Origin of the sequence: Promicromonospora vindobonensis (assembly GCF_042685865.1) — a bacterium.
Lineage (GTDB): Bacteria > Actinomycetota > Actinomycetes > Actinomycetales > Cellulomonadaceae > Promicromonospora > Promicromonospora vindobonensis.
In genome coordinates this window covers 880,686-901,978 of record NZ_JBHUOG010000001.1, presented here as the reverse complement: position 1 = coordinate 901,978, position 21,293 = coordinate 880,686, and the positions used below count along the sequence as shown (strand labels likewise).

General features: G+C 72.8%; 17 protein-coding genes. 9 read left to right on the top strand and 8 right to left on the bottom strand.

Annotated features, from left to right (window positions below):
- Window positions 1–49 precede the first annotated feature (49 nt).
- Complete coding sequence (locus ACFS27_RS04265) at window positions 50–1,156, bottom strand: D-2-hydroxyacid dehydrogenase (RefSeq protein WP_377180604.1); 1,107 nt, start codon at window positions 1,154–1,156, stop codon at window positions 50–52.
- Between the two features lie 95 nt (window positions 1,157–1,251).
- On the opposite strand from ACFS27_RS04265, the gene ACFS27_RS04260 reads away from it, so the two are divergent.
- The gene (locus ACFS27_RS04260) at window positions 1,252–2,193 is read left to right on the top strand and encodes an NAD(P)-dependent oxidoreductase (protein WP_377180603.1); all 942 of its coding nucleotides are present in this window, start codon (window positions 1,252–1,254) and stop codon (window positions 2,191–2,193) included.
- Between the two features lie 80 nt (window positions 2,194–2,273).
- Here ACFS27_RS04260 and ACFS27_RS04255 read toward each other — a convergent pair whose 3' ends face one another.
- Complete coding sequence (locus ACFS27_RS04255; protein WP_377180602.1) at window positions 2,274–3,008, bottom strand: hypothetical protein; 735 nt, start codon at window positions 3,006–3,008, stop codon at window positions 2,274–2,276.
- Window positions 3,009–3,098: 90 nt separating this feature from the next.
- The gene (locus ACFS27_RS04250) at window positions 3,099–3,866 is read right to left on the bottom strand and encodes an IclR family transcriptional regulator (protein WP_377180601.1); all 768 of its coding nucleotides are present in this window, start codon (window positions 3,864–3,866) and stop codon (window positions 3,099–3,101) included.
- A 165-nt stretch (window positions 3,867–4,031) separates the two neighbouring features.
- Here ACFS27_RS04250 and hutH point away from each other — a divergent pair, with 165 nt between their 5' ends.
- The 5 genes from hutH to hutI all read left to right on the top strand — a co-directional run bounded on the left by hutH (window position 4,032) and on the right by hutI (window position 11,659).
- Entirely contained in the window at window positions 4,032–5,711 is a 1,680-nt protein-coding gene (hutH, locus tag ACFS27_RS04245) for a histidine ammonia-lyase (RefSeq protein WP_377180600.1), read from the top strand.
- Between the two features lie 85 nt (window positions 5,712–5,796).
- A complete protein-coding gene (locus tag ACFS27_RS04240) occupies window positions 5,797–7,470 on the top strand; it encodes a urocanate hydratase (RefSeq protein ID WP_377180599.1) in 1,674 nt (557 codons plus the stop codon).
- Window positions 7,467–8,903, top strand: coding sequence for an allantoate amidohydrolase (locus ACFS27_RS04235; protein ID WP_377180598.1), 1,437 nt, complete (start codon window positions 7,467–7,469; stop codon window positions 8,901–8,903). Before ACFS27_RS04240 ends, ACFS27_RS04235 begins: the two co-directional genes overlap by 4 nt.
- A gap of 44 nt (window positions 8,904–8,947) precedes the next feature.
- Window positions 8,948–10,381: a formimidoylglutamate deiminase gene (locus tag ACFS27_RS04230; protein ID WP_377180597.1), complete on the top strand. Its 1,434-nt coding sequence runs from the start codon at window positions 8,948–8,950 to the stop codon at window positions 10,379–10,381.
- Between the two features lie 90 nt (window positions 10,382–10,471).
- A complete protein-coding gene (hutI, locus tag ACFS27_RS04225; RefSeq protein WP_377180596.1) occupies window positions 10,472–11,659 on the top strand; it encodes an imidazolonepropionase in 1,188 nt (395 codons plus the stop codon).
- Between the two features lie 101 nt (window positions 11,660–11,760).
- Here hutI and ACFS27_RS04220 read toward each other — a convergent pair whose 3' ends face one another.
- The 4 genes from ACFS27_RS04220 to ACFS27_RS04205 all read right to left on the bottom strand — a co-directional run bounded on the left by ACFS27_RS04220 (window position 11,761) and on the right by ACFS27_RS04205 (window position 16,912).
- Window positions 11,761–13,611 (bottom strand): glycoside hydrolase family 35 protein, encoded by a 1,851-nt coding sequence (locus ACFS27_RS04220; RefSeq protein WP_377180595.1) that lies wholly within the window; start codon window positions 13,609–13,611, stop codon window positions 11,761–11,763.
- A gap of 93 nt (window positions 13,612–13,704) precedes the next feature.
- Complete coding sequence (locus tag ACFS27_RS04215; protein WP_377180594.1) at window positions 13,705–15,045, bottom strand: ABC transporter substrate-binding protein; 1,341 nt, start codon at window positions 15,043–15,045, stop codon at window positions 13,705–13,707.
- A 64-nt stretch (window positions 15,046–15,109) separates the two neighbouring features.
- Window positions 15,110–16,039: a carbohydrate ABC transporter permease gene (locus ACFS27_RS04210; RefSeq protein ID WP_377180593.1), complete on the bottom strand. Its 930-nt coding sequence runs from the start codon at window positions 16,037–16,039 to the stop codon at window positions 15,110–15,112.
- A gap of 3 nt (window positions 16,040–16,042) precedes the next feature.
- The gene (locus ACFS27_RS04205; protein WP_377183589.1) at window positions 16,043–16,912 is read right to left on the bottom strand and encodes a carbohydrate ABC transporter permease; all 870 of its coding nucleotides are present in this window, start codon (window positions 16,910–16,912) and stop codon (window positions 16,043–16,045) included.
- A gap of 180 nt (window positions 16,913–17,092) precedes the next feature.
- Between ACFS27_RS04205 and ACFS27_RS04200 the strand changes: the two genes are divergently transcribed.
- The 3 genes from ACFS27_RS04200 to ACFS27_RS04190 all read left to right on the top strand — a co-directional run bounded on the left by ACFS27_RS04200 (window position 17,093) and on the right by ACFS27_RS04190 (window position 19,649).
- Window positions 17,093–18,130, top strand: a complete 1,038-nt coding sequence (locus ACFS27_RS04200) for a LacI family DNA-binding transcriptional regulator (protein WP_377180592.1) — start codon at window positions 17,093–17,095, stop codon at window positions 18,128–18,130.
- A gap of 174 nt (window positions 18,131–18,304) precedes the next feature.
- The gene (locus tag ACFS27_RS04195; RefSeq protein WP_377180591.1) at window positions 18,305–19,039 is read left to right on the top strand and encodes a phosphatase PAP2 family protein; all 735 of its coding nucleotides are present in this window, start codon (window positions 18,305–18,307) and stop codon (window positions 19,037–19,039) included.
- Between the two features lie 10 nt (window positions 19,040–19,049).
- Entirely contained in the window at window positions 19,050–19,649 is a 600-nt protein-coding gene (locus tag ACFS27_RS04190; RefSeq protein ID WP_377180590.1) for a DUF998 domain-containing protein, read from the top strand.
- A gap of 16 nt (window positions 19,650–19,665) precedes the next feature.
- On the opposite strand, the gene ACFS27_RS04185 is transcribed toward ACFS27_RS04190, so the two are convergent.
- Window positions 19,666–21,279: a glycerol-3-phosphate dehydrogenase/oxidase gene (locus tag ACFS27_RS04185; RefSeq protein WP_377180589.1), complete on the bottom strand. Its 1,614-nt coding sequence runs from the start codon at window positions 21,277–21,279 to the stop codon at window positions 19,666–19,668.
- Window positions 21,280–21,293: the final 14 nt, after the last annotated feature.

Here is a 21,293-nt window from a genome sequence, read left to right as displayed (position 1 = left end):
GTCCGCTGGGTGGTGCGTCAGCAGGGTGGTGCGTCAGCGGGTGTACGGCTCAGTAGAACTCGATCGTATCCATCTGGTTCACGAGCGGTTCGCCGTCCAGGAGGCGGCGGGCGTTGTCGGCGAACAGGCGGGCGATCCGCTCCTCCTCTGCCCCGCTGAGCGCCGCGGTGTGCGGGCTGACGAGCACCTGGGGGTGGTCCCAGAGCGGGCTCGTGGCGGGCAGCGGCTCCACCGCGAAGACGTCGAGCGCCGCGAAGCCGACGCGGCCGTCGTCCAGCGCGGCGACCAGGGCGGGCTCGTCGACGACGGTGCCGCGGCCGACGTTCACCACGATGGTCCCGGGCTTCACGTTCGCGAGGACCGCCTCGCCGACCAGGCCTTCGGTGGCTGCGGTGCCCGGCAGGGTCGCCACTATCGCGTCGGCCTGGCGCACCGCCTCGGCGAGGTCGTCGATCGGCACGAGGCGGTCGACGCCGTCAACGGGCTCGCCGGACCGCGTGGTGCCGTGCACCGTGGCACCCAGGGCGTGGAGCTTCGCGGCGACGGACCTGCCGATGCCGCCGAGGCCGACGACGAGCACCGTCATCTCGTCGAGCTGGCGCATCTCCCAGCGGTCGGTCCACTCGCGGCGCGCCTGCTGCGCGTGCAGGCGGGGGAGGTCCTTCGCTCCCGCGAGCACCCCGAAGACGGCGAACTCGGCGAGCGTGCCGCCGTGCACGCCGGCGCTCGTCGTGAACGCTATGCGTTCGAGCTGTTCCGCGGGCAGCTGTGCGGCCTTGACCTGGCCGCCGCCCCCTGCGGCGGTCGTGTGCACCCAGCGCAGCCGCGGGTTGGCTGCGGCGGTGCGGGCGAGCGCCGCCGGGTCGACGTCGGGGATGCCGAAGAGGGCGTCGGCGCCGTCGACCAGGTGCTCGAACTCCCGCTGCTGGGCCGGTGTGCGCTCGAAGCCGGGGTCGCCGGACCAGTCGGCCGGCCCGCGCATCGGGTGGTACAGCGCGTGGTTCCGGAGCAGCTCGACGCGGGGCTCAAGTTCTTCGATGCGGCGGCACAGGTCCTCGCGGAGATCCACCGCGACGGCGACGCGCAACGTCGCGGTCGTCGGCTCGGTGGCCGGTGTCCCTGTGCCGGTGGTCGCGGGTACGGGGGCAGCAGTCATGGCGCATCCTCTTCGATCGACGTGCCACCATCCTACCCAGGGTTCATCATGTTGAACGCTGTCCCATGGTGTGCGCGCTCGATAGGGTGGGTGCCATGACCAACGACGCTCCTGTCCCTGCCGGCCCCGCGGTGCCCGGTCCTGAGGCACCCGCAACCGACGTCGGCCCCGTCGGCGTGATCGGGATCGGTGCGATCGGGCGGCCGATGGCGCACCGCCTCCTCGCGACCCACGGCGCGCTGACCGTCACCGGACGGACGCGCCGCGACGACGACTCCCTGCCGGCCGCCGGCGCGACCTGGGCCGCGACGCCGCGCGAGCTCGCCGCGACGGCGCGCACGATCCTCCTCATGCTCCCCGACCTGCCCGAGGTCGAGCAGGTCCTCGCCGGCGAGGACGGCCTGCTCGCCGGGGTCGCGGAACCCACGCTTCTCCTGATCGGCAGCACCTCGTCCCCGACCGGGGTCCGCGCGCTCGCCGAGCGGCTCGCCCGCGAGACCGGCGGCCTGGTCCGCGTCGTCGACTGCCCGGTCTCCGGCGGGGTCGACGGCGCCGCCGCGGGCACGCTGGCGATCATGCTGGGCGGCGCGGACGACGACGTCGCGCGGGCCGCCCGGGTCATGGCGGCCTGCGGCAACCCCGTGCACCTGGGTCCGCTCGGCGCGGGCCAGGTGGCGAAGGCGTGCAACCAGATGATCGTGGCGTCCACCATCCTGGCCCTGGGCGAGGCGAGCGTCCTCGCCGACCGCAGCGGCATCGACCTCGGCACGCTGTGGGACCTGCTCGGCGGCGGGTTCGCGGGCAGCAACCTCCTGGCGAGCTGCCGCGACAAGCTCGTCGCCGGTGACGACACCCCGGCGGGCGTCGCCAGGTACATGGTGAAGGACCTACGCTTCGCGGCCGACGTCGCGGAGGCGACCGGCACCAGCCCGGCCCTGCTGCCCGCTCTGCGCGCGTCGTTCGACGAGCTGGTCGCGTCGGGGTACGGCGACCGCGACATCACCGTCACGCGGCGGTTCGTCGCCGAACGAGACTGACGGGCGGCAGACGGCTTGGTGCGCCCCCCGGCCCGTTGAGCTCGGCGGCTCGCAGCACCTGCCGATCATGCTCGCGACCGTCACCGACGCAATCGCCGTGTCACTGCGCGTACGACATAGATGATCGCGACGACCAGTAGGCCGACGATCGTCATTCCACTGAGCGCGAACGGAACATTCCAGTAGTACAACCCCACGTCCGGCACAAACGACCGATGAATGTTGATCCATGCGCCAAGCGCGATGATTGCGACCGCCGCCCAGAATTCCGGGCGTGCGCGGAGCCGGTCTGTTCGTGCCCGGTCAGCTGTGCCACGACTTGTCGCTCCAGCAATCTCGACGTCTACATTCTCGAGCACATCGCTGTACGTGAGGGAGGAGACCCTGCCGTCGGTGACGACGGTGATGGTGAGGCGATTGCCACGCTTGATCAGCTGGGGTGGGAGGAGGACGGTGGGTTGGGCTCCGACCATCGCCGCATGCGCGTTGTCGGAACCGACCGCGACAATTCGCACGGTGCTGCCTTCGAGCCCGTCGATCCCGAGTGCGAGTGGCTGCTCGGCGTCGAATGCCTTGGACGAGATGTCGATCGCGCCGATGTTCCGAATGGCCACGGTCAGCACATGAGGATCACTGACGATCGTGCCCTGGAACGAGACGTCCAGGTCCACGGTCGTGCTGCTGACCAACGGGTTGACAGCCCATTCGATGGCGAGGCGTCCGCGCCTGGCCCCGTACCGCCGTGTCATCGCGAGCGCGGCGACCCCGAACACGACCGCGATGACCACACTGACCCAGCCCGCATCCCAGCTCATGCGCGTACGGTCTCGCACTCGTCGTGACTTGTGGGCCGAGACGCGCGGACAAGTCCGCCTACACCGGTTTCACAGGTTTCACGATGATGCTCACCGCGCCCCCAGCCTCCGGCTGACCTCGCGCGCCGCCCGGGTCGCCTGCTCCGCCAGCTCCGCTCGCCCGGCGTCGTCGTAAGCCTCCGAGCGGAAGGTCACCGCCAGCCCGGCCACGGGCCGTCCCGTGTGGTCGACCACGGCAGCGGCCACGGAGGCGAATCCGGCCGACACCTCGCCGTCCTCCACGGCGAAGCCGCGTGCCCGTGCCTCCCGCAGCACCACCCGTAGCTCGCGCAACGTGCGGGGCCCGGCGCCGGTCAGGTCGGTGAACGAGCCCGGCGTCGGATACAGCGCACGCACCTGCGCCGGGGGCAGCAGCGCGAGCACGGCGCGCCCGCTGGCGGTGAGGTGGCTCGGGAGGTGGACGTCGACGTCGGTCACCAGGGGCGGGCGCCCCGCCGCGCGCTGCTCTACCAGGTACAGGACCTCGCGACCGTTGAGCACCGCGAGGTGCCCGTTCTCACCTGCGGCCTCGACCAGGCGGGCGACGACCGGCGCCGCCAGCCGGGTGAGTGGCGCCTGCCGGGTGTACGCGCTGCCCAGGCCGAGGGCGGCCACGCCGAGGCCGTAACGGCGCTCGTCGGGAAAGTGCCGCACGAACCCCTCGTCGCCCAGCACCGACAGCAGGTGGTAGATGCTCGAGCGTGGCACCCCGATGCCGTGCGCGATGGCGCCGGCGGGCACCGGGCCGGTCTGCGCCGCGAGGAACGTGAGCAGCCGCGCCGTGGTCCGCGCGGCCGGAACGCTGCTGCTGCCCGCCACTGTGTCCTCCCGGTGAACCGGATGATCGGCAGCTCGTCAGATCATCGGCAACTCGGGTTGCCGACCATCTGACGTCTTGCCGATCGCTCGCATCGTCTCGTATCTCAGACTCTATCCATCGTTCCGGCCGCGCCACGGGGCGCACGGCGGGGTTCCATGGGGCCTATGAGCACCCTGCACCACACGGAGCCGACGCCGGCCACCCGCCCGGCCGGCCCGGACCTGCCCGAGCACGTCGTCCTCGACGGGACGCCGCTGACCGTCGACCAGGTCGTCGCCGTCGCCCGCTACGGCGCGCCGGTCGAGATCCACGAGACCGCCGTCGCACGCATGGCCGAGAGCCGCGCCGTGATCGAGGACCTGGCCGACGACTCCGTGCCGCACTACGGCGTCTCCACCGGGTTCGGTGCGCTCGCCCGCCGGCACATTCCCACCGAGATGCGCGCGCAGCTCCAGCTCAGCCTCGTGCGCTCGCACGCCGCCGGGTCCGGCCCCGAGGTCGAGACCGAGGTGGTGCGGGCGTTGCAGCTGCTGCGCCTCGCCACCCTCGTCACCGGCCACACCGGCGCCCGCCCGGTCACCGCGCAGACCTATGCCGCGATGCTCAACGCCGGGATCACGCCGGTCGTGCACGAGTACGGCTCGCTCGGCTGCTCGGGTGACCTGGCGCCGCTCGCGCACGTGGCGCTCGCCGCCATGGGGGAGGGGCAGGTGCGGGTGGTGCCGACCGGGGCCGCGAAGGGCTCGGTCAGCGCGAAGGGCTCGACCAGCGCGTGGGGCTCGACCAGCGCCGGCGAGACGGCCGAGGCAGCGCAGGCGCTCGCCGACGCCGGGATCGACCCCCTGCTGCTCGCCGAGAAGGAGGGGCTGGCCCTCATCAACGGCACCGACGGGATGCTCGGCATGCTCTGCCTCGCCGTCCACGACCTGCGCCGCCTGCTCACCACCGCCGACGTCGCCGCGGCGCTCAGCGTCGAGGCCCTGCTCGGGTCGGACGCCCCGTTCGCCGAGGACCTCGTGGGCATGCGTCCGCACCCTGGCCAGGCGGCGTCGGCGTCGAACATGCGCACCGTGCTCGCGGGCTCACCGCTCATGGCGAGCCACCGCGAGCTGGACGACGCCGGAAATCCCGCGTGCACCCGTGTGCAGGACGCCTACTCGCTGCGCTGCGCCCCGCAGGTGCACGGCGCCGCCCGCGACACCCTCGAGCACGCGGCCACGGTGGCCGGCCGCGAGCTGGCCTCCGCCATCGACAACCCCGTGGTGACGTCCGACGGGCGCGTGGAGTCCAACGGCAACTTCCACGGGGCGCCGGTCGCGTACGTGCTGGACTTCCTCGCCATCGCGGCCGCCGACCTGGCGAGCATGAGCGAGCGCCGCACCGACCGGTTCCTCGACGTCTCCCGGTCCGAGGGGCTGCCCGCGTTCCTCGCGCACGACCCCGGCGTCGACTCCGGGCACATGATCGCCCAGTACACGGCCGCCGGGATCGTCTCGGAGCTGAAGCGCCTGGCCGCACCGGCCAGCGTGGACTCGATCCCGAGCTCCGCGATGCAGGAGGACCACGTCTCCATGGGCTGGTCCGGCGCGCGCAAGCTCCGGCGGTCCGTGGACGGGCTCACCCGCGTGCTCGCCATCGAGGTGCTCACGGCCACGCGGGCGCTGGACTTCCGCGACGAGGCCCCCGCTGCGGGGACGGGCGCCGTGCACGACGCCGTCCGCGCCGTCGTGCCGGGCCCCGGACCCGACCGCTACCTCGCCCCCGAGATCGAGCACGTGGTCCAGCTCGTGGCGACCGGCGCGATCGCGAAGGCGCCGGTATCCGCGGTAGGCCCCCTGCGCTGACCCCCTCTTGTTGTGGGCGCGAATATTGCGCCTACAACGGACAAGAAGTCGCAACCATCACGCTCACAACCAAGGAGAGGCTCGCATGGAGAAGCTCGACCGAGGGACGCCCGTCAGCGTCCGGGCCGCGCGCGGGACCACCCTGACCGCCCGCAGCTGGCAGACCGAGGCGCCGCTGCGGATGCTCATGAACAATCTCGACCCCGAGGTGGCCGAACGGCCCGACGACCTGGTCGTCTACGGCGGCACCGGCCGCGCCGCGCGGGACTGGCCGAGCTACCACGCGATCGTCCGCTCGCTCACCGACCTGCGCGACGACGAGACGCTGATGGTGCAGTCCGGCCGCCCGGTCGGCGTGCTGCGGACCCACGAGTGGGCGCCGCGCGTGCTGATCGCCAACTCGAACCTCGTGGGCGACTGGGCGACGTGGCCGGAGCACCGCCGGCTCGAGCAGCTCGGGCTGACGATGTACGGGCAGATGACCGCCGGGTCGTGGATCTACATCGGGACGCAGGGGATTCTCCAGGGCACCTACGAGACGTTCGCGGCGGTGGCGGCGAAGTCGTTCTCCGGAACCCTTGCCGGCACCCTGACCCTGACCGGCGGGTGCGGCGGCATGGGCGGCGCCCAGCCCCTGGCCGTCACGCTCAACGGGGGCGTGTGCCTGGTGGTCGACGTCGACCCGGCCCGCCTGCACCGCCGCGTCGAGAGCCGCTACCTCGACGTCGTCGCATCCTCCCTGGACGAAGGGGTCGCGCTGGCCCTTGCGGCCAAGAAGGAGCGGCGCGCGCTGTCGGTGGGCGTGGTCGGCAACTGCGCCGACGTCGTGCCGGAGCTGCTGCGCCGCGGCGTCGAGATCGACATCGTCACGGACCAGACCTCCGCGCACGACCCGCTGTCGTACCTGCCGTCCGGCGTCGCGCTGGAGGACTGGGCCGATCTCGCGGAGAAGGACCCGTCAGGGTTCACCGAGCGGGCCAGGGAATCGATGGCCCGGCACGTCGAGGGCATGGTCGGCTTCCAGGACGCGGGCGCCGAGGTGTTCGACTACGGCAACTCGATCCGCGACGAGGCCCGCCAGGGCGGGTACGGCCGGGCGTTCGACTTCCCGGGATTCGTCCCCGCGTACATCCGGCCGCTGTTCGCCGAGGGCAAGGGGCCGTTCCGCTGGGCGGCGCTGTCCGGTGACCCGCGCGACATCGCCGTGACGGACCAGGCGGTGCTCGACCTGTTCCCCGACGACGACCACCTCGGCCGCTGGATCCGCGCCGCCCAGGACCGGGTCGCGTTCCAGGGGCTGCCCGCCCGCATCTGCTGGCTCGGGCACGGCGAGCGGGACGTGGCGGGACTGCGCTTCAACGAGCTCGTCGCGTCGGGGGAGATCTCCGCGCCGCTCGCCATCGGGCGCGACCACCTGGACTCCGGCTCCGTGGCCTCCCCGTACCGGGAGACCGAGTCGATGGCGGACGGCTCGGACGCCATCGCCGACTGGCCGCTGCTGAACGCTCTGATGAACACCGCGTCCGGCGCCACGTGGGTCTCGATCCACCACGGCGGCGGCGTCGGCATGGGGCGGTCCCTGCACGCCGGCCAGGTCTCCGTGGCCGACGGCACGCCGCTCGCCGCGGAGAAGCTGGCCCGCGTGCTCGCGAACGACCCGGCGACGGGCGTGCTGCGGCACGTCGACGCCGGGTACGACGACGCGGCCGCCGCCGCAGAGCGCGGCGGGCTGCGCGTGCCGATGCGGGAGACGCCGTGACAGGTCCGACGTCGGTAGGACGGCTGCTCGGAGCGATCGCCGACGTCGGCCGGGCGCCGTCCGGCGGGTACGAGCGGTTCGCCTGGACCGCGCACGACCTGACCCTGCGCGAGTGGTTCGCCGCGGAGGCGGCTGCCCGCGGCCTCGACCTGGTGGTCGACCGTGCCGGGAACCAGTGGGCGTGGTGGGGAGACCCGGACGCCGACGGGCCGGGGGTGGTGACCGGCAGCCACCTCGACTCAGTGCCCGGCGGCGGCGCGTTCGACGGACCGCTCGGGGTGGCGAGCGCCTTCGCGGCGCTCGACGCCCTGCGCGCCGCGGGCGTGCGCCCGGAACGACCGCTCGGGATCGTGAACTTCTCCGACGAGGAGGGCGCCCGGTTCGGGCTCGCCTGCCTCGGCTCCCGGGCGGTCACCGGGACGGTCGGCGCGGACAAGCTCCTCGCCCTGCGCGACGGTGCGGGGGACAGCCTCGCGGACGTGCTGGCGCGTGGGGCCTCGACGGGCTCGGACGGCGGTGGAGTGCTGGTCGAGCACTACGGCCGGGACCCCGAGGCCCTGGCGCGGGTCGGTGTCTTCGTCGAGCTCCACGTGGAACAGGGGCGCTACCTCGCCGACCTGCCGGCGGACGAGGCGGCCCCGGTAGCGGTCGGCGCCGCGATCTGGCCGCACGGCCGATGGCGCGTCGACCTCGCGGGCGAGGCCAACCACGCAGGTACCACGCCGCTGGCCCACCGCCACGACCCGATGCTCGATCTCGCCCGGCTCATCACCGACGTGCGCGCGGCCGCCGAGCACGCCGGAGCGCTCGCGACGCTGGCCAAGGTCGACGTCGAGCCCAACGGCGTCAACGCGATCCCGTCGCGGGTCCGTGCCTGGATCGACGCCCGCGCGGAGACGGAGGACGCAGTCCACCGGGTACTGACGATGCTGACCACCGGCTCGACTGCAGACTTGGTCGTGGCGGCACCGAGTGCAGAGTTTGCTGCGGTTACAGGCCCTCTAACCGCGACCAACTCTGCACTCGACGTCGCCGCGACCAAGTCTGCAGTCGGGTTGTGGGGGGCCGTGGAGGAGTCCTGGACGCCTGCCACGGTGTTCGACCCGGTGCTCGCCGGTCGGTTGGCCGACGTCGTCGGGCGGCCCGGCTCCGGCCTGCCCGCACCGGTGATCGGGACGGGCGCCGGGCACGACGCAGGCATCTTCGCGGCGGCAGGGTTCCCCACCGCGATGCTGTTCGTGCGCAACCCCACGGGGATCTCGCACTCGCCGGCCGAGCTCGCCGAGGACGCCGACTGCGACGCAGGGGTCAGGGCCCTCACGGCGGTCCTCGCGGACCTGCTCACGCAACCCCAGCTGCCCGCAGGGACCGACCGGCACCCCGTCATCGGTAGATCGTCAGGTAGTCGGCATCCCGAGGAACCGAACACCTGACAGTTTGCCGATCATCCGATGCGACGGAACGAGGGAGGGGCGCGATGAGCTTCTGGTGCGAGCGGGCCTGGCTGGCCCGGCCCGAAGGCGGGCAGCCCGGTGGCGGGCAGTCCGACGTCCGGGTGCCCGGTGGTGGGGCGTCGGGTCACGTCGTCGAGTCGGTGCGGGTCGAGACCGCCGAGGGCCGGATCGTGGCGGTCGAGCCGGGCGTACCGGCGTCGGACGGCGACGTGCGGCTGGGCGGGCTGGTGCTCCCGGGTCTGGCCAATGCGCACTCGCACGCGTTCCACCGCGCGCTGCGCGGGCGGACGCACGGCGACGGCGGATCGTTCTGGACCTGGCGCGCGGGGATGTACGGCCTGGCAGCTGCCCTGACGCCGGAGCTGTACGAGCGGCTGGCGCGCGCCGTCTTCGCGGAGCTGGCGCTGGGCGGGACCACCGCGGTCGGCGAGTTCCACTACGTGCACCACCGCGCGGACGGGACGCCCCACCCGACGGCCCAGGGCGGCCCCAACGCCATGGCAGAGGCCCTGCGCTCCGCCGCGCGGGACGCCGGGGTGCACCTCACGCTCCTCGACACCTGTTACCTGCACGGCGGCCTGGGACCGGCAGGCCACGAGCCGCTCGCGCCGGAGCAGGTGCGGTTCGGCGACGGCACCGTCGAGGCCTGGGTGCAGCGGGTGGACGCGCTGCGCACCGCCTGGGCCGACGACGACCGGGTGCTCGTCGGAGCCGCAGCCCACTCGGTGCGCGCCGTCGCGCCCGACGAGCTGCGGGCCGTCGCGCACTGGGCGCACCAGGCCGGCGCACCGCTGCACGTCCACCTGTCCGAGCAGCCGGGGGAGAACGAGGCGGCGCTCGCCGCCTTCGGCGTCACCCCGACGCGGCTGCTCCAGGACGCGGGGGCGCTCGGCCCCGGCACCACCGCCGTCCACGCGGTGCACCTGACCGACGACGACGTCGCGTTGCTCGGCGCCTCGGGCACCGGCGTCTGCCTCTGCCCGACGACGGAGCGCGACCTCGCCGACGGGATCGCCCCCGGACTGCGGCTGCTGCAGGCGGGCAGTCCGCTGTCGGTCGGCACGGACCAGCACGTGGGCGCCGACGTGCTCGCGGAGGCACGCGGCGTCGAGGAGCACGAGCGGCTGTCCTCCGGGCAGCGCGGTGCGTTCTCGCCCGCGACGCTGATCGAGCTGGCGACGTCGGCCGGGCACGCAGCGCTCGGCAGGCCGGACGCCGGCCGGATCGCCGTCGGCGCGCCAGCCGACCTGGTCGCGGTGCGTCTCGACACGGCGCGCACCGCGGGGACCGACCCGGCGCAGGCAGCCCTGGTGGCGGGCGCTGCCGACGTGTCTGACGTCGTGGCAGGCGGGGAGCTCGTGGTCTGGGACGGCGAGCACTGGCTGGGCGACGTCGCTCGCCTGCTCACAGAGGCGATCGAGGAGATCTGGGCCGCCGCCGGCCCGCCACGCGAGTAGACCCTTGGTTGTGGGCGCGACCGTTGCGCCTATAACGGACTCATAGTCGCAACGGTCGCGCTCACAACAAAGACTTTCAGGGAGCTGAGCATGAGTGTGCTGCTGACGAACATCGGCGAGCTGGTCACGAACGATCCCGAGCACGGTGCTGGGCTCGGCGTCGTGCCCAGGGCCGCCGTCGTCGTGGAGGCCGGCCGCATCGCATGGACCGGGCCGGCCACCCGGGCGCCGGCGGCGGACGTCGCGGTCGACCTCGGGGGGCGGTGCGTGCTGCCCGGCTTCGTCGACTCGCACTCGCACACGGTGTTCGCGGGGGACCGGGCAGCGGAGTTCGCCGCGCGCATGACCGGCGAGCCGTACACCGGGGGCGGGATTGCCACCACGGTCGCCGCAACGCGGGCCGCCGGCGAGGAGACCCTGCGGGCGCGCGGCCAGGCCCTGGTGCGGGAGATGCTCGGGCAGGGCACCACCACCGTCGAGATCAAGAGCGGCTACGGCCAGGACGTCGCCACCGAGGCCCGCATGCTGCGGATCGCACGCGAGCTCACTCCCGAGACGACGTTCCTCGGTGCGCACACCGTCCCCGCCGAGTACGCGGACGACCGCGCCGGCTACGTGGAGCTCGTGACCGGGCCGATGCTCGCCGCCTGCGCGCCGCACGCCCGCTGGATCGACGTGTTCTGCGAGCCCGCTGCGACCACCGCGTTCGACGAGGACGAGGCCCGGACGGTGCTCCTCGCCGGGATGCGGGCCGGGCTGCTCGCCCGGGTGCACGGCAACCAGCTCGCCCCCGGCCCGGGCGTACGGCTGGCGGTCGAGGTCGGCGCCGCGAGCGTGGACCACTGCACCCACCTGTCCGACGCCGACGTCGACGCGCTGGCCGGGTCCTGGACCGAGGGCGCGGCGGGCACCGTCGCGACCCTGCTGCCGGCGGTCGAGTTCTCCACCCGCTCGCCCTACCCCGACGCGCGCCGGCTCCTCGCCGCGGGAGTGCCGGTCGCGCTGGCCACCGACTGCAACCCCGGCTCCGGCTACAGCTCGTCCATGTCGTTCGTGGTCGCGCTCGCGGTGCGCGAGATGCGGATGAGCCCCGCCGAGGCGGTCTGGTCGGCGACGGCGGGCGGGGCGGCGGCGCTCCGCCGGGACGACGTCGGGGACCTGCGGGTCGGCGCCCGCGCGGACCTGACGGTCCTCGACGCCCCGAACCATCTCTACCTGGCTTACCGCCCGGGCGTGCCGCTGGTCCACGAGGTCTGGAAGGACGGCGCCCAGGTCTGACCCGCTGGTGCCCACACTCTTTCGAGACCTAGGTTCCTCCGCTTTCAGGCCGTCGAAAGCAAAGAAACCTAGTCGCGAAGAGAGTCTCGGGTCCGCCCGGCCTACTGCTCCGTGATGCCGAGGGCCGGGCCGCTCACGAACCTCGCCCGCGCGCTCGCCGCACCGTGCAGCTCCAGCAGCACGAGCTCGTTGCCGGTGGAGCGCACCAGCGGTCCGGGGACGTACAGCGTGTGCGTGGGGCCGTGGCTCCAGAAGCGGCCGAGCAGCTCGCCGTTCACCCAGGCCAGACCCTTGGTCCAGCCGTCGAGCCGCAGGAAGTGGTCGGCTCCGGCGACGGAGTCGAACGTGCCCCGGTACAGGCCGGCCCACGCGGCACCCGCGGTCGCGTCCTCGGCCGTGTCCCCTGAGGTGCCCGCCACTGCGGCACCTGCCGCAGCCGCCGCGCCCGCCCCGCTGGGGACGGTCACGTCGAGCGCCCCGCGCAGCAGGTCCGCCGCGTCCTCGACGCGCAGCGCGCCGGCGGTCCACTCGTCCAGCGTGCGCACGGCGGTCCGCACGGCGCCGATCAGCCCCTTGGGCTCACCGATCCGCGGCCCGTAGTTGACGTGCCCCTGGTTCTCGACCAGCAGCGTCAGCTCGCCCGCGCGCGCAGGCAGGGCGACGGCGAACGTGTGCGAGCCACGGTCGAGCACACCCACCGGCTGGCCGTCGAGCAGCACGACGGCGCGGTCGCGCACCTCGCCGACGGTCAGGACGGCGTCGTCGGGCCGGATGCGGGTGCGGTACACGGCGAAGCCCGACCACAGGCCCAGCTCCTCCATCGTCGGCGCGTGGTCGTAGGCACGCAGGGCGCCCCGCACGAGCGAGGACACCGCGTCGGCGAGCGGGACGTGCGCGGTCAGGGGCACGTCCAGCACGGGGGCCGGCTCCGGGGCCACCGGGACGTCGTCGGGCACCGGGAGATGCCGCGCGATCACGTCGCGCATCGCGAAGTACTTGGCGGTCGGGCTGCCGTCCTCGGCGAGCGGTGCGTCGTAGTCGTACGACGTGGTGATGGGCCGGTAGATGCCCTTGTCGTTCGCGCCGCTGGTCAGCCCGAAGTTGGTGCCGCCGTGAAACATGTACAGGTTGACGGACCCGCCGGCGGCGAGCAGCTCGTCCAGGTCGGCCGCGTTCGCCTCGGCGGGCGCCACGTGGTGCTCCAGGCCCCACGAGTCGAACCAGCCGTTCCAGAACTCCATGCACATCAGCGGCCCGGTGGGCTGGTGCCTGCGCAGCACCTCGAACCGCTCCGCCGTGCGCGACCCGAACGTCGCGGTCTTGTGCAGCTCCGGCAGGCCTCCGCGGGCGAGCATCTCGTCGTTCGCCTGGTCGCAGGTGAACAGCGGGACGTCGATGCCCTGGTCACGGACCAGGTCGACGAGCGCGCGCAGGTACCGCTGCCGCTCCGGCAGCGGGTCGTCGCCGTAGGCGCCGTACTCGTTCTCGACCTGCACCATCAGCACCGGGCCGCCGTGCGTCACCTGACGCTCCGCCACCAGCGGCAGCAGGCTCGCGTAGTACTTGCCGATCGCGTCGAGGAACCGCGGCTCGTGGCGCCGCACACCGACTGCGTCGTCGGCGAGCAGCCAGGCGGGCAGGCCACCGCCGTCCCACTCCGCGCAGATGTAGGGCCCCGGCCGCACGATCGCGTGCAGGCCCTCCGCTGCCACCAGGTCGAGGAACCGGCCGAGGTCGCGCCGCCCGTCCAGGTCGAACACCCCGGGCTCGGGCGCGTGGAAGTTCCACGGCACGTACGTCTCGATGGTGTTCAGGCCCATCTGCCGGGCCTTGCGGATGCGGTCGGCCCACTGGTCGGGGTGCACGCGGAAGTAGTGCAGCGCGCCGCTGACGACCTGCATCCGCTCGCCGTCGAGCAGGAAGTCCTCGGGTCCGATGTCGAACGTGGGCATAGGTGTGGTTCCTCGGAGTGCTGTCGTGATGGGGGAAGCGGGACGACGGCGGGGAAGACCCCCGCCGTCGTCACCGGTTGCTTGCCGAACGGCTCACTCGCCGACGGTGAAGCCCTGCTCGTTGCCGTACCCGACGATCGACTGCTGCCAGGCGGCAAGGCCGTCCGCCAGGGGGGTCGAGCCCGTGTACGACTGGCCCACCGTGTCCGGGAACACGCTGTTCGCGTAGACCTGGTACGGCAGGTACTGCCAGCCGGTCACGACGCTCGTGGCCGACTCGGAGAGCACCTCGTTGATCTTCTGCCCACCGAAGTACTCGGACTCCTCCGCGAGGAACTCCTCGTTGGTGAGGTCGGCGAGCGTCGCGGGGAAGTTGCCGCCGTCGAGGCGCGTCGCGACGCCGTCGCCGGCGTTCGCGTACTCCAGGAAGCCGTAGGCCAGCGCCTTCTTCTCGCTCGCCTCGGTGACGGACAGCGCGGAGCCGCCGTTCTCGGCGGTCTCGTTCGCACCGGCGGTCCACTGCGGCATGGGGGCGACGCGCCAGTCGCCCGACGCCGGGGCGGCACCGGACTCGAGGTTCGCCGGCATCCACGCGCCGGTCACGAGCGCGGCGATCTCGCCGTTGCCCAGGCCCTGGAACCACTCGTCGGTCCAGGCGGGGACGGTGGCGACCAGGTCGTCGTCCAGCATCTGCTGCCACATCTCGGTGAACTTCGTCGAGCCCTCGTCGGCGAGGTTCACGGTGACGTCGGTGCCGTCCACCTCGAACGGGTGCCCGCCGGCCTGCCAGATCATCGACGTCGCAAAACCGGCGTCGCCGTTGTCAGCGGTGATGTACGTGTTCGGGTCCGACGCGTGGATCTTCTCCGCCGCGGTGACGAACTCCTCCCACGTCGCGGGGACGTCGACGCCGGCCTTCTCGAACGTCTTCGCGTTGTAGAACAGGGCCATCGGGCCCGAGTCCATCGGCAGGCCGTACACGGCGTCGCCGTCGGTCACCGCGCCCCACGGGCCGGGGGAGTAGGTGCCGTCCAGCTCGCTCGCGCCGAAGGGCGCGAGGTCGGCCAGGGACTCGCCGATGGAGAACTGCGGCAGGGCGTAGTACTCCATCTGCGTGACGTCGGGCACGCCGGACCCCGCGCTGATCGCGTTCTGCAGGGCCACGTAGTGGTCGTTGCCCGTGCCGACGTTCGCGAGCTCGACGTCGACGTTCGGGTACTCGGCCTCGAAGTCCTCGACGACCTTGTCCAGCGTGGGCTCCCAGGCCCAGACCAGCAGGTCGCCGCCCTCCTCGAGCGCCGCGGAGATGTCCTCGGGGGACATCGCCTCCGCGGCGTCTCCGCCGTCGGACCCGGACCCGCACGCGGTCAGGGTGAGCGCCAGGGCGCTCGCCGCGGCGAGCGCACCTACGGCGCGGTGGTGGCGGATGGTCATGGTGGTTCCTCTCACTTCATCGTCAGTCGGATCAGGTCTCTTGAACAGCCGTGCGGGGTGGTGCTCACTCCTTGACGCTGCCGGCGGCAAGACCCGACTGCCAGTAGCGCTGCAGGAGCAGGAAGACCGCGATGAGCGGCAGGATGGTGAGGAGCGAGCCGGTGATGACGAGGTTGAAGATCGCCTCGCCGCCGGCCGTGGTCGCCTGCTCGTTCCACGCGTTCAGGCCGAGGGTGAGCGGGTACCAGTCCGGGTCGCGCAGCATGATGAGCGGCAGGAAGTAGTTGTTCCACGTCGCGACGACGGTGAACAGCAGCACCGTCACGATGCCGGGGGCGAGCATGGGCAGGGCCACCTGGAAGAAGGTGCGCGCCTCGCTGGCCCCGTCGATCCGGGCGGCCTCCATGATCTCGTCCGGGACGGCGTCGGCCGCGAACGTCCACATGAGGTAGAGCCCGAACGGCGAGATGAGCGACGGGATGATCACCGACCATGGCGTGTTGGTGAGCCCCAGGTTGGCGAACATGAGGAACGTGGGCACCGCCAGGGCGGTGCCTGGGACGGCCACCGCGCCGATGACGACGGCGAACACCGCGCGCTTGCCGGTGAAGTTGAACTTCGCCAGGCCGTAGCCGCCGAGCAGGGCCAGCAGCGTGGCGCCGCCGGCGCCCGCCACGACGTACAGCAGGGTGTTCCCGAACCAGCGCAGGAACACGCCGCCGTCGTAGGTGACGACCCCGACGATGTTGTCCCAGAGGGCGAAGTCGCCGCTGAACCAGAGGCCGAACGAGCTGAACAGGTCTGGCTGGGTCTTCGTCGCGTTGAACAGGAGCCAGACCAGCGGGACCAGGGCGTAGATGCCGACCAGGGCCGTGAGGACGGTCAGGAGGACGCTGCGCGTCGGCCGGGCGTGCGAGGTGCGGCGCGACCGGAGACGCGGGCGGGGCCGTCGGGTCCGGACGGTGGGCGCGTTCATCAGGACGTTAGTGCTCATGGCTCAGGCCTCCTTGCGCATGCCGCGCAGCTGCACCACGTAGGCCACGATCATCGTGAGCACGCCCATGATGATCGCCACGGTGGCCGAGTAGTTGTACTGCTGGCCGGAGAAGGACAGCGAGTAGGCGTACAGGTTCGGGGTGTAGTGCGTCGAGATGTAGTTGGGCGACAGCGACTGGAGGATGCTCGGCTCGTTGAAGAGCTGGAACGAGCCGATGATCGAGAAGATCGTCGCCACCACGAGGGCGCCGCGGATGGCGGGCACCTTGATCGCGGAGATGACGCGCCACGGTCCCGCGCCGTCGATCTCCGCCGCCTCGTAGAGCGAGACCGGCACGACCCGGAGCGCCGAGTAGAAGATCAGCATGTTGTAGCCCACGAACTGCCAGGTCACGATGTTGCCGATCGCCGGGAGCAGCAGGACGGACGCCAGCGGGTCGGGGAGGTTGGTGCCGAACAGGTCGTTGAAGTTGCCGACCAGGCCGAACCGGTCGCCGTACATGAAGCCCCACATCAGCGCCGCCACGACTCCCGGTACCGCGTACGGCAGGAAGATCGTGAGGCGGAAGAAGTCCCGCCCGTAGAGGCGGCCGCTGTCGATGGCGAGCGCGACCAGCAGCGAGATGCCCAGCATCACGGGCACCTGGACCAGGAGGAACAGCGTGACGCGGCCGACACCGTCCCAGAACTGCGGGTCGCCGAACGCCCGGGCGTAGTTGTCGAACCCGACGAACGACGTGCCGCCCACGAGCTGCGTCTGGAACAGGCTCAGATAGAGCGAGTACACGATCGGCGCGAGGAAGACCAGGGCGAAGACGGCCATGAACGGGCCGACGAAGCCCCATCCGGCCCAGCGGGAGCGGCGTCGCATCCGTCCCTGGGTCTTGGGCACGGCCGGAGGCGATGCGAGCGTGGTCAAGGGGAGTCGCTCCTTACGCGGGTGAGGTCAGCATGGCGCCGTGTTGACGTAAACATGGTGACGCGGACTAGGGTGCTCGTGAGTTACCCGGAGTGTCAAGCGGGCGCCGGTGCGAGGGCGCATCACGAGGAGGTGGATGCCGTGGAGGGCAGAGGTCCGTCCCTGGCCGACGTGGCGGCGCTCGCCGGCGTGTCGACCCAGACGGTTTCCCGCGTGTCGATGGGTCTGGACAACGTGCGGCCGGCCACGAGGGACCGCGTGCTCGCTGCGATGGCGGAGCTGGGCTACGCGCCCAACACCGCAGCGCGGGCGTTGCGGTACGGCAGCTTCCGGACCATCGGCGTGATCGCCCACCGGCTCGCCCGGACCGGTGAGTCCCGGACGGTCGAGGCCGTGGTCGAGGCGGCGCGCAAGGAGGGTTACACGGTGACGCTGATCGACGTGGAGAGCCCGACGTCCGACGTCGTCTCCGCCGCCGCGACCCGGCTCTCCCACCAGGCCATCGACGGGCTGGTGATCATCAGGGCCGAGACCGCAACGCCGGACACGCTCGCGCTGCCGCCCCGGCTGCCCGTCGTCGTGTCCGACTCCCGGTTCGTCGGCCACCACCCCGCAGTCGGCGCCGACCAGGCCGACGGCGCCCGCCGGGCCACCCAGCACCTCCTGGACCTGGGGCACCGGACCGTGCACCACGTCGCGGGACCGGCCGACTCCGCGCCCGCCCAGATGCGGGCCGAGGCCTGGCGCGTGGCGCTCGGCGAGGCCGGCCGCCCGGTCCCTGAGGTCGTCGAGGGGGACTGGACGGCAGCCTCCGGGTACGCCGCAGGTCGTGGCCCTCTCGCCGACCCCGACGTCACGGCGGTGTTCTGCGCCAACGACGAGATGGCCGCCGGTGTGCTACGCGCCCTGCACGAGGCCGGCCGGGCCGTGCCGCGCGACGTCTCGGTCGTCGGGTTCGACGACATCCTGCTGGCGGAGTACCTCTGGCCGCCGCTGACGACGGTGGTGCAGGACTTCGACGAGATCGGCCGGCGGCTCGTGGCCCGCCTGCTGCACCAGGTGCGGACCGGTGGGATCGAGGACGGCGCCGACTCCGGGGACCTGCACGAGGTGGTCCCGGTGGCGCTCACGGTGCGGGAGAGCACCGCGCCCCCGCGTCCCCAGAGGTAGTACCGGCCTGGCCGGGGCACCGGGCGGGCGGTTACCTTCGTCCTGGGGTTGGTGTGCACATGCCAGGATCGTTACCCGCAGCGTCAACCAGACACCTGGCCGGTGCCGAGCATTCACCCCGAAACCCGTAGGATCGGCTTGATGGCGCAATCAGAGGGCAGGGGTGGAACGCGCGTGGAGTCACCGTCAACCGAGGCTCCGCTCGACCCGTCGACCCGTCCGACGTGGCGCAGCTCGGCGCTCGCGGCAGTCCTCGGTGCGCTGGTGTTCGGTTTCCTGATCTGGCAGGTCGTCGTCCGCGGCCCGTTCATCGCCTGGGACTGGCAGTTCCACTACTACGTGGACGCGCACCACCCCGTGGGGTGGGAGAAGGCCTTCCTCGACATCGTCGCGAGCATCACGGGCGAGCGCCTGTTCACCATCCCGATGGTGGGCGGCACCGCGCTCTACGTGGCCTGGAAGCAGGGCGGCCCAGGATCGCTCTGGAGCATCGGCACCCGGCGGCCGGTGCTTGCCGTGCTCGCCGGCCTCGCCACCATCGCGTCGATCGGTTACGGCACCAAGTTCGGCCTCGGCCGGACCGGCCCGCACCACAACATGGACGTGCTGCACGCCGGTGGTCAGGCCTTCCCGTCCGGCCACGCGGCCAACACGTTCTTCACCGGCTTCTTCATCCTCTGCCTGCTGTTCGCCCAGAGCGGGCTGAGTCCGAACCTCGGCCGGCTGCGCAAGCTGATCCCCGTCGTCGCCGTGATCGTGATGATCGCGGGTGCCCTGATGTCGTGGCTGGACTACCACTGGCTGAGCGACATCCCCGGCGGCTGGCTGCTCGGGTTCATCGCCTGCATGGTGGCGCTGTCCGTGCTCCGAGCCCCGCGCCGCGAACGAGAACGCACGCCTGCCCGATAGGGTCGGCGCCGTGACGTTCCTCCTGTGGTCGGGCGCCGTCGGCTCCTGGCTGTTCATCGTGACGTTCCTGCTGGACGGCTGGACGCGGCCGGGCTACCGGCCGGTGCGTGACCCGGTCAGCGCGTTGGCCCTCGGGTCACGTGGCTGGCTCCAGGGCGCCAACTTCATCCTGTGCGGCCTCGCGATCACGGCCGGCGCGGTGGCGCTGGCCGGTGCGGTGGACAGCGTGCTGCTCGCGCTGGTGGTCGCGGTGTTCGGGCTCGCGCTGGTCGCGTCGGGAGTGTTCCCGATGGACGCCATGCGGGGCTACCCGCCGGGGACTCCCGACGAGACGCCGACGGAGTACTCCAGGCGGCACACGTGGCACGACCGGGCAGGGATGGTCGTGTTCGGCGCGATCCCCGTCGCCGCGATCATCGCGACCTCCGTGCTCCCCGAGATCGGCTGGAAGTGGTACTCGGGGCTCACCGCGGCCGCTGCGGGAGCCGGGTTCCTGGTGTTCGGCCAGGCGTGGGAGGACGACCATCCGCGCGCGGGCCTCGTGCAGCGCGCGACGATCGTCGTCGGCTGGACCTGGCTGGGGCTCCTCTTCGCCCACGCGGCCCGGTAGCTGCCCGCGACGCGCGTCAGAGCCGCGCCAGGGTGTCGGCGACCAGCTCCCCGACGACCTCGTGCACCGCGGCGCGGTCGGCGGGGACCAGCCCGACGCGGGTGCGCCGGTCCAGCACGTCGTCCGCGTCCAGCGCGCCCTCGTGCGTGACCGCCCACTCGATCTCGGCGCGCGTGATGTCCAGGTGCGCGGCAGCCCCGACCCCCTGCCCGACGGCGGACGCCGAGCCCGGCAGCGTGGCGGCGGACAGCACCTGGGCCGCCTCTGCGCCGTACCGCGCCACGAGCGAGGCAGGCAGGGCCCCGGCCGGCGTCGACGGCCTGACCGGCGCTGACCGCCTGACCCGCGTCGACGGCCCGGCCGGCGACGGCGCGCCGACCAGCGGCAGGTCGGCGGTCCAGCACGGCCCGGCGGTGAGCCCGGCGTGCCGGACGGCCAGGTCCACCGCGTCCTCGGCCATGGTCCGGTAGGTGGTCAGCTTGCCGCCCAGCACGTTCACCGCGCCGGTGGCCGGCGACACCTGGACGAGGTGCTTGCGCGAGACGTCGGACGTCACGGCGCGGCCGTCGTCGGCGGGCCCTGCCGTGTCGACCAGCGGCCGCAGCCCCGCGAAGGCGCCCACGACGTCGTCGGGCACGAGGGGGCGGCTCAGCAGGCCGGAGACCGTCTCCAGGAGGAAGTCGACCTCGCCCTGCGTCGGTACCGGCACGTCAGGGACCGGGCCGGGCGCCTCCTCGTCCGTGAGGCCGATGACCACCCGCCCGAGCTGCGTGGGCAGCGCGAAGACGTAGCGCGAGCCGGAGCCGGGCACGGGCACCATGAGTGCGCCCTGCGGATGCCCGAGCCGCGCGGCGGGCACCACGACGTGGGTGCCGCGGCTCGGCCGTAGCCGCACCGACGGGTCGACCGTCCCTGCCCACACGCCCGTCGCGTTCACGACCACGCGGGCGCGCACGGTCAGCGTCGTTCCGGTCAGGGCGTCCTCGAGCGTCGCGCCGTCCGCGCGCAGCCGGGTGGCCCGGACCCGGGTCAGGATCTTCGCCCCGCGCCCCGCAGCGGTCCGGGCCAGCGCCACGACGAGGCGGGCGTCGTCGACGAGCTGGCCGTCGTGCGCTATCCAGGCGCCGTGCAGGCGCGTCCGCGCGACCGCGGGCACCAGCCGGGCAGCCGCACCGGGCCGGGCGAAGCGCGGGGCGGGCAGCACCCGCGACGGCGTCCCTGCGTCGCGGCGCAGCAGGTCGCCGAGCCCGAACCCGATGCCCGCCGTGAAACCCTGCCGCCTGCCCACCCCGGGTGCGAGCGGGAGCACCTGCGGCAGCGCCCGCACCAGGTGCGGCGCGGTGCGGGTCATCAGGACATGGCGCTCCCGTGCGCTCTCGCGGGCCACGCCGACGTCGCCGGTGGCCAGGTACCGCAGCCCGCCGTGCGCCAGCTTGGAGCTCCAGCGGGAGGTGCCCCAGGCAAGGTCGCGCGCCTCGACGAGGGCGACGGACAGGCCACGGGCGGCCGCGTCGAGCGCCACCCCGGTGCCCGTCACCCCACCGCCGACCACGAGCAGGTCGACCGTCTCGGAGGTGAGCTGCTCGAGCTCACGGGCGCGCCGGACGGCGGTCAGGGCGGTGCGCTGCATCGGTCCTGCTTCCA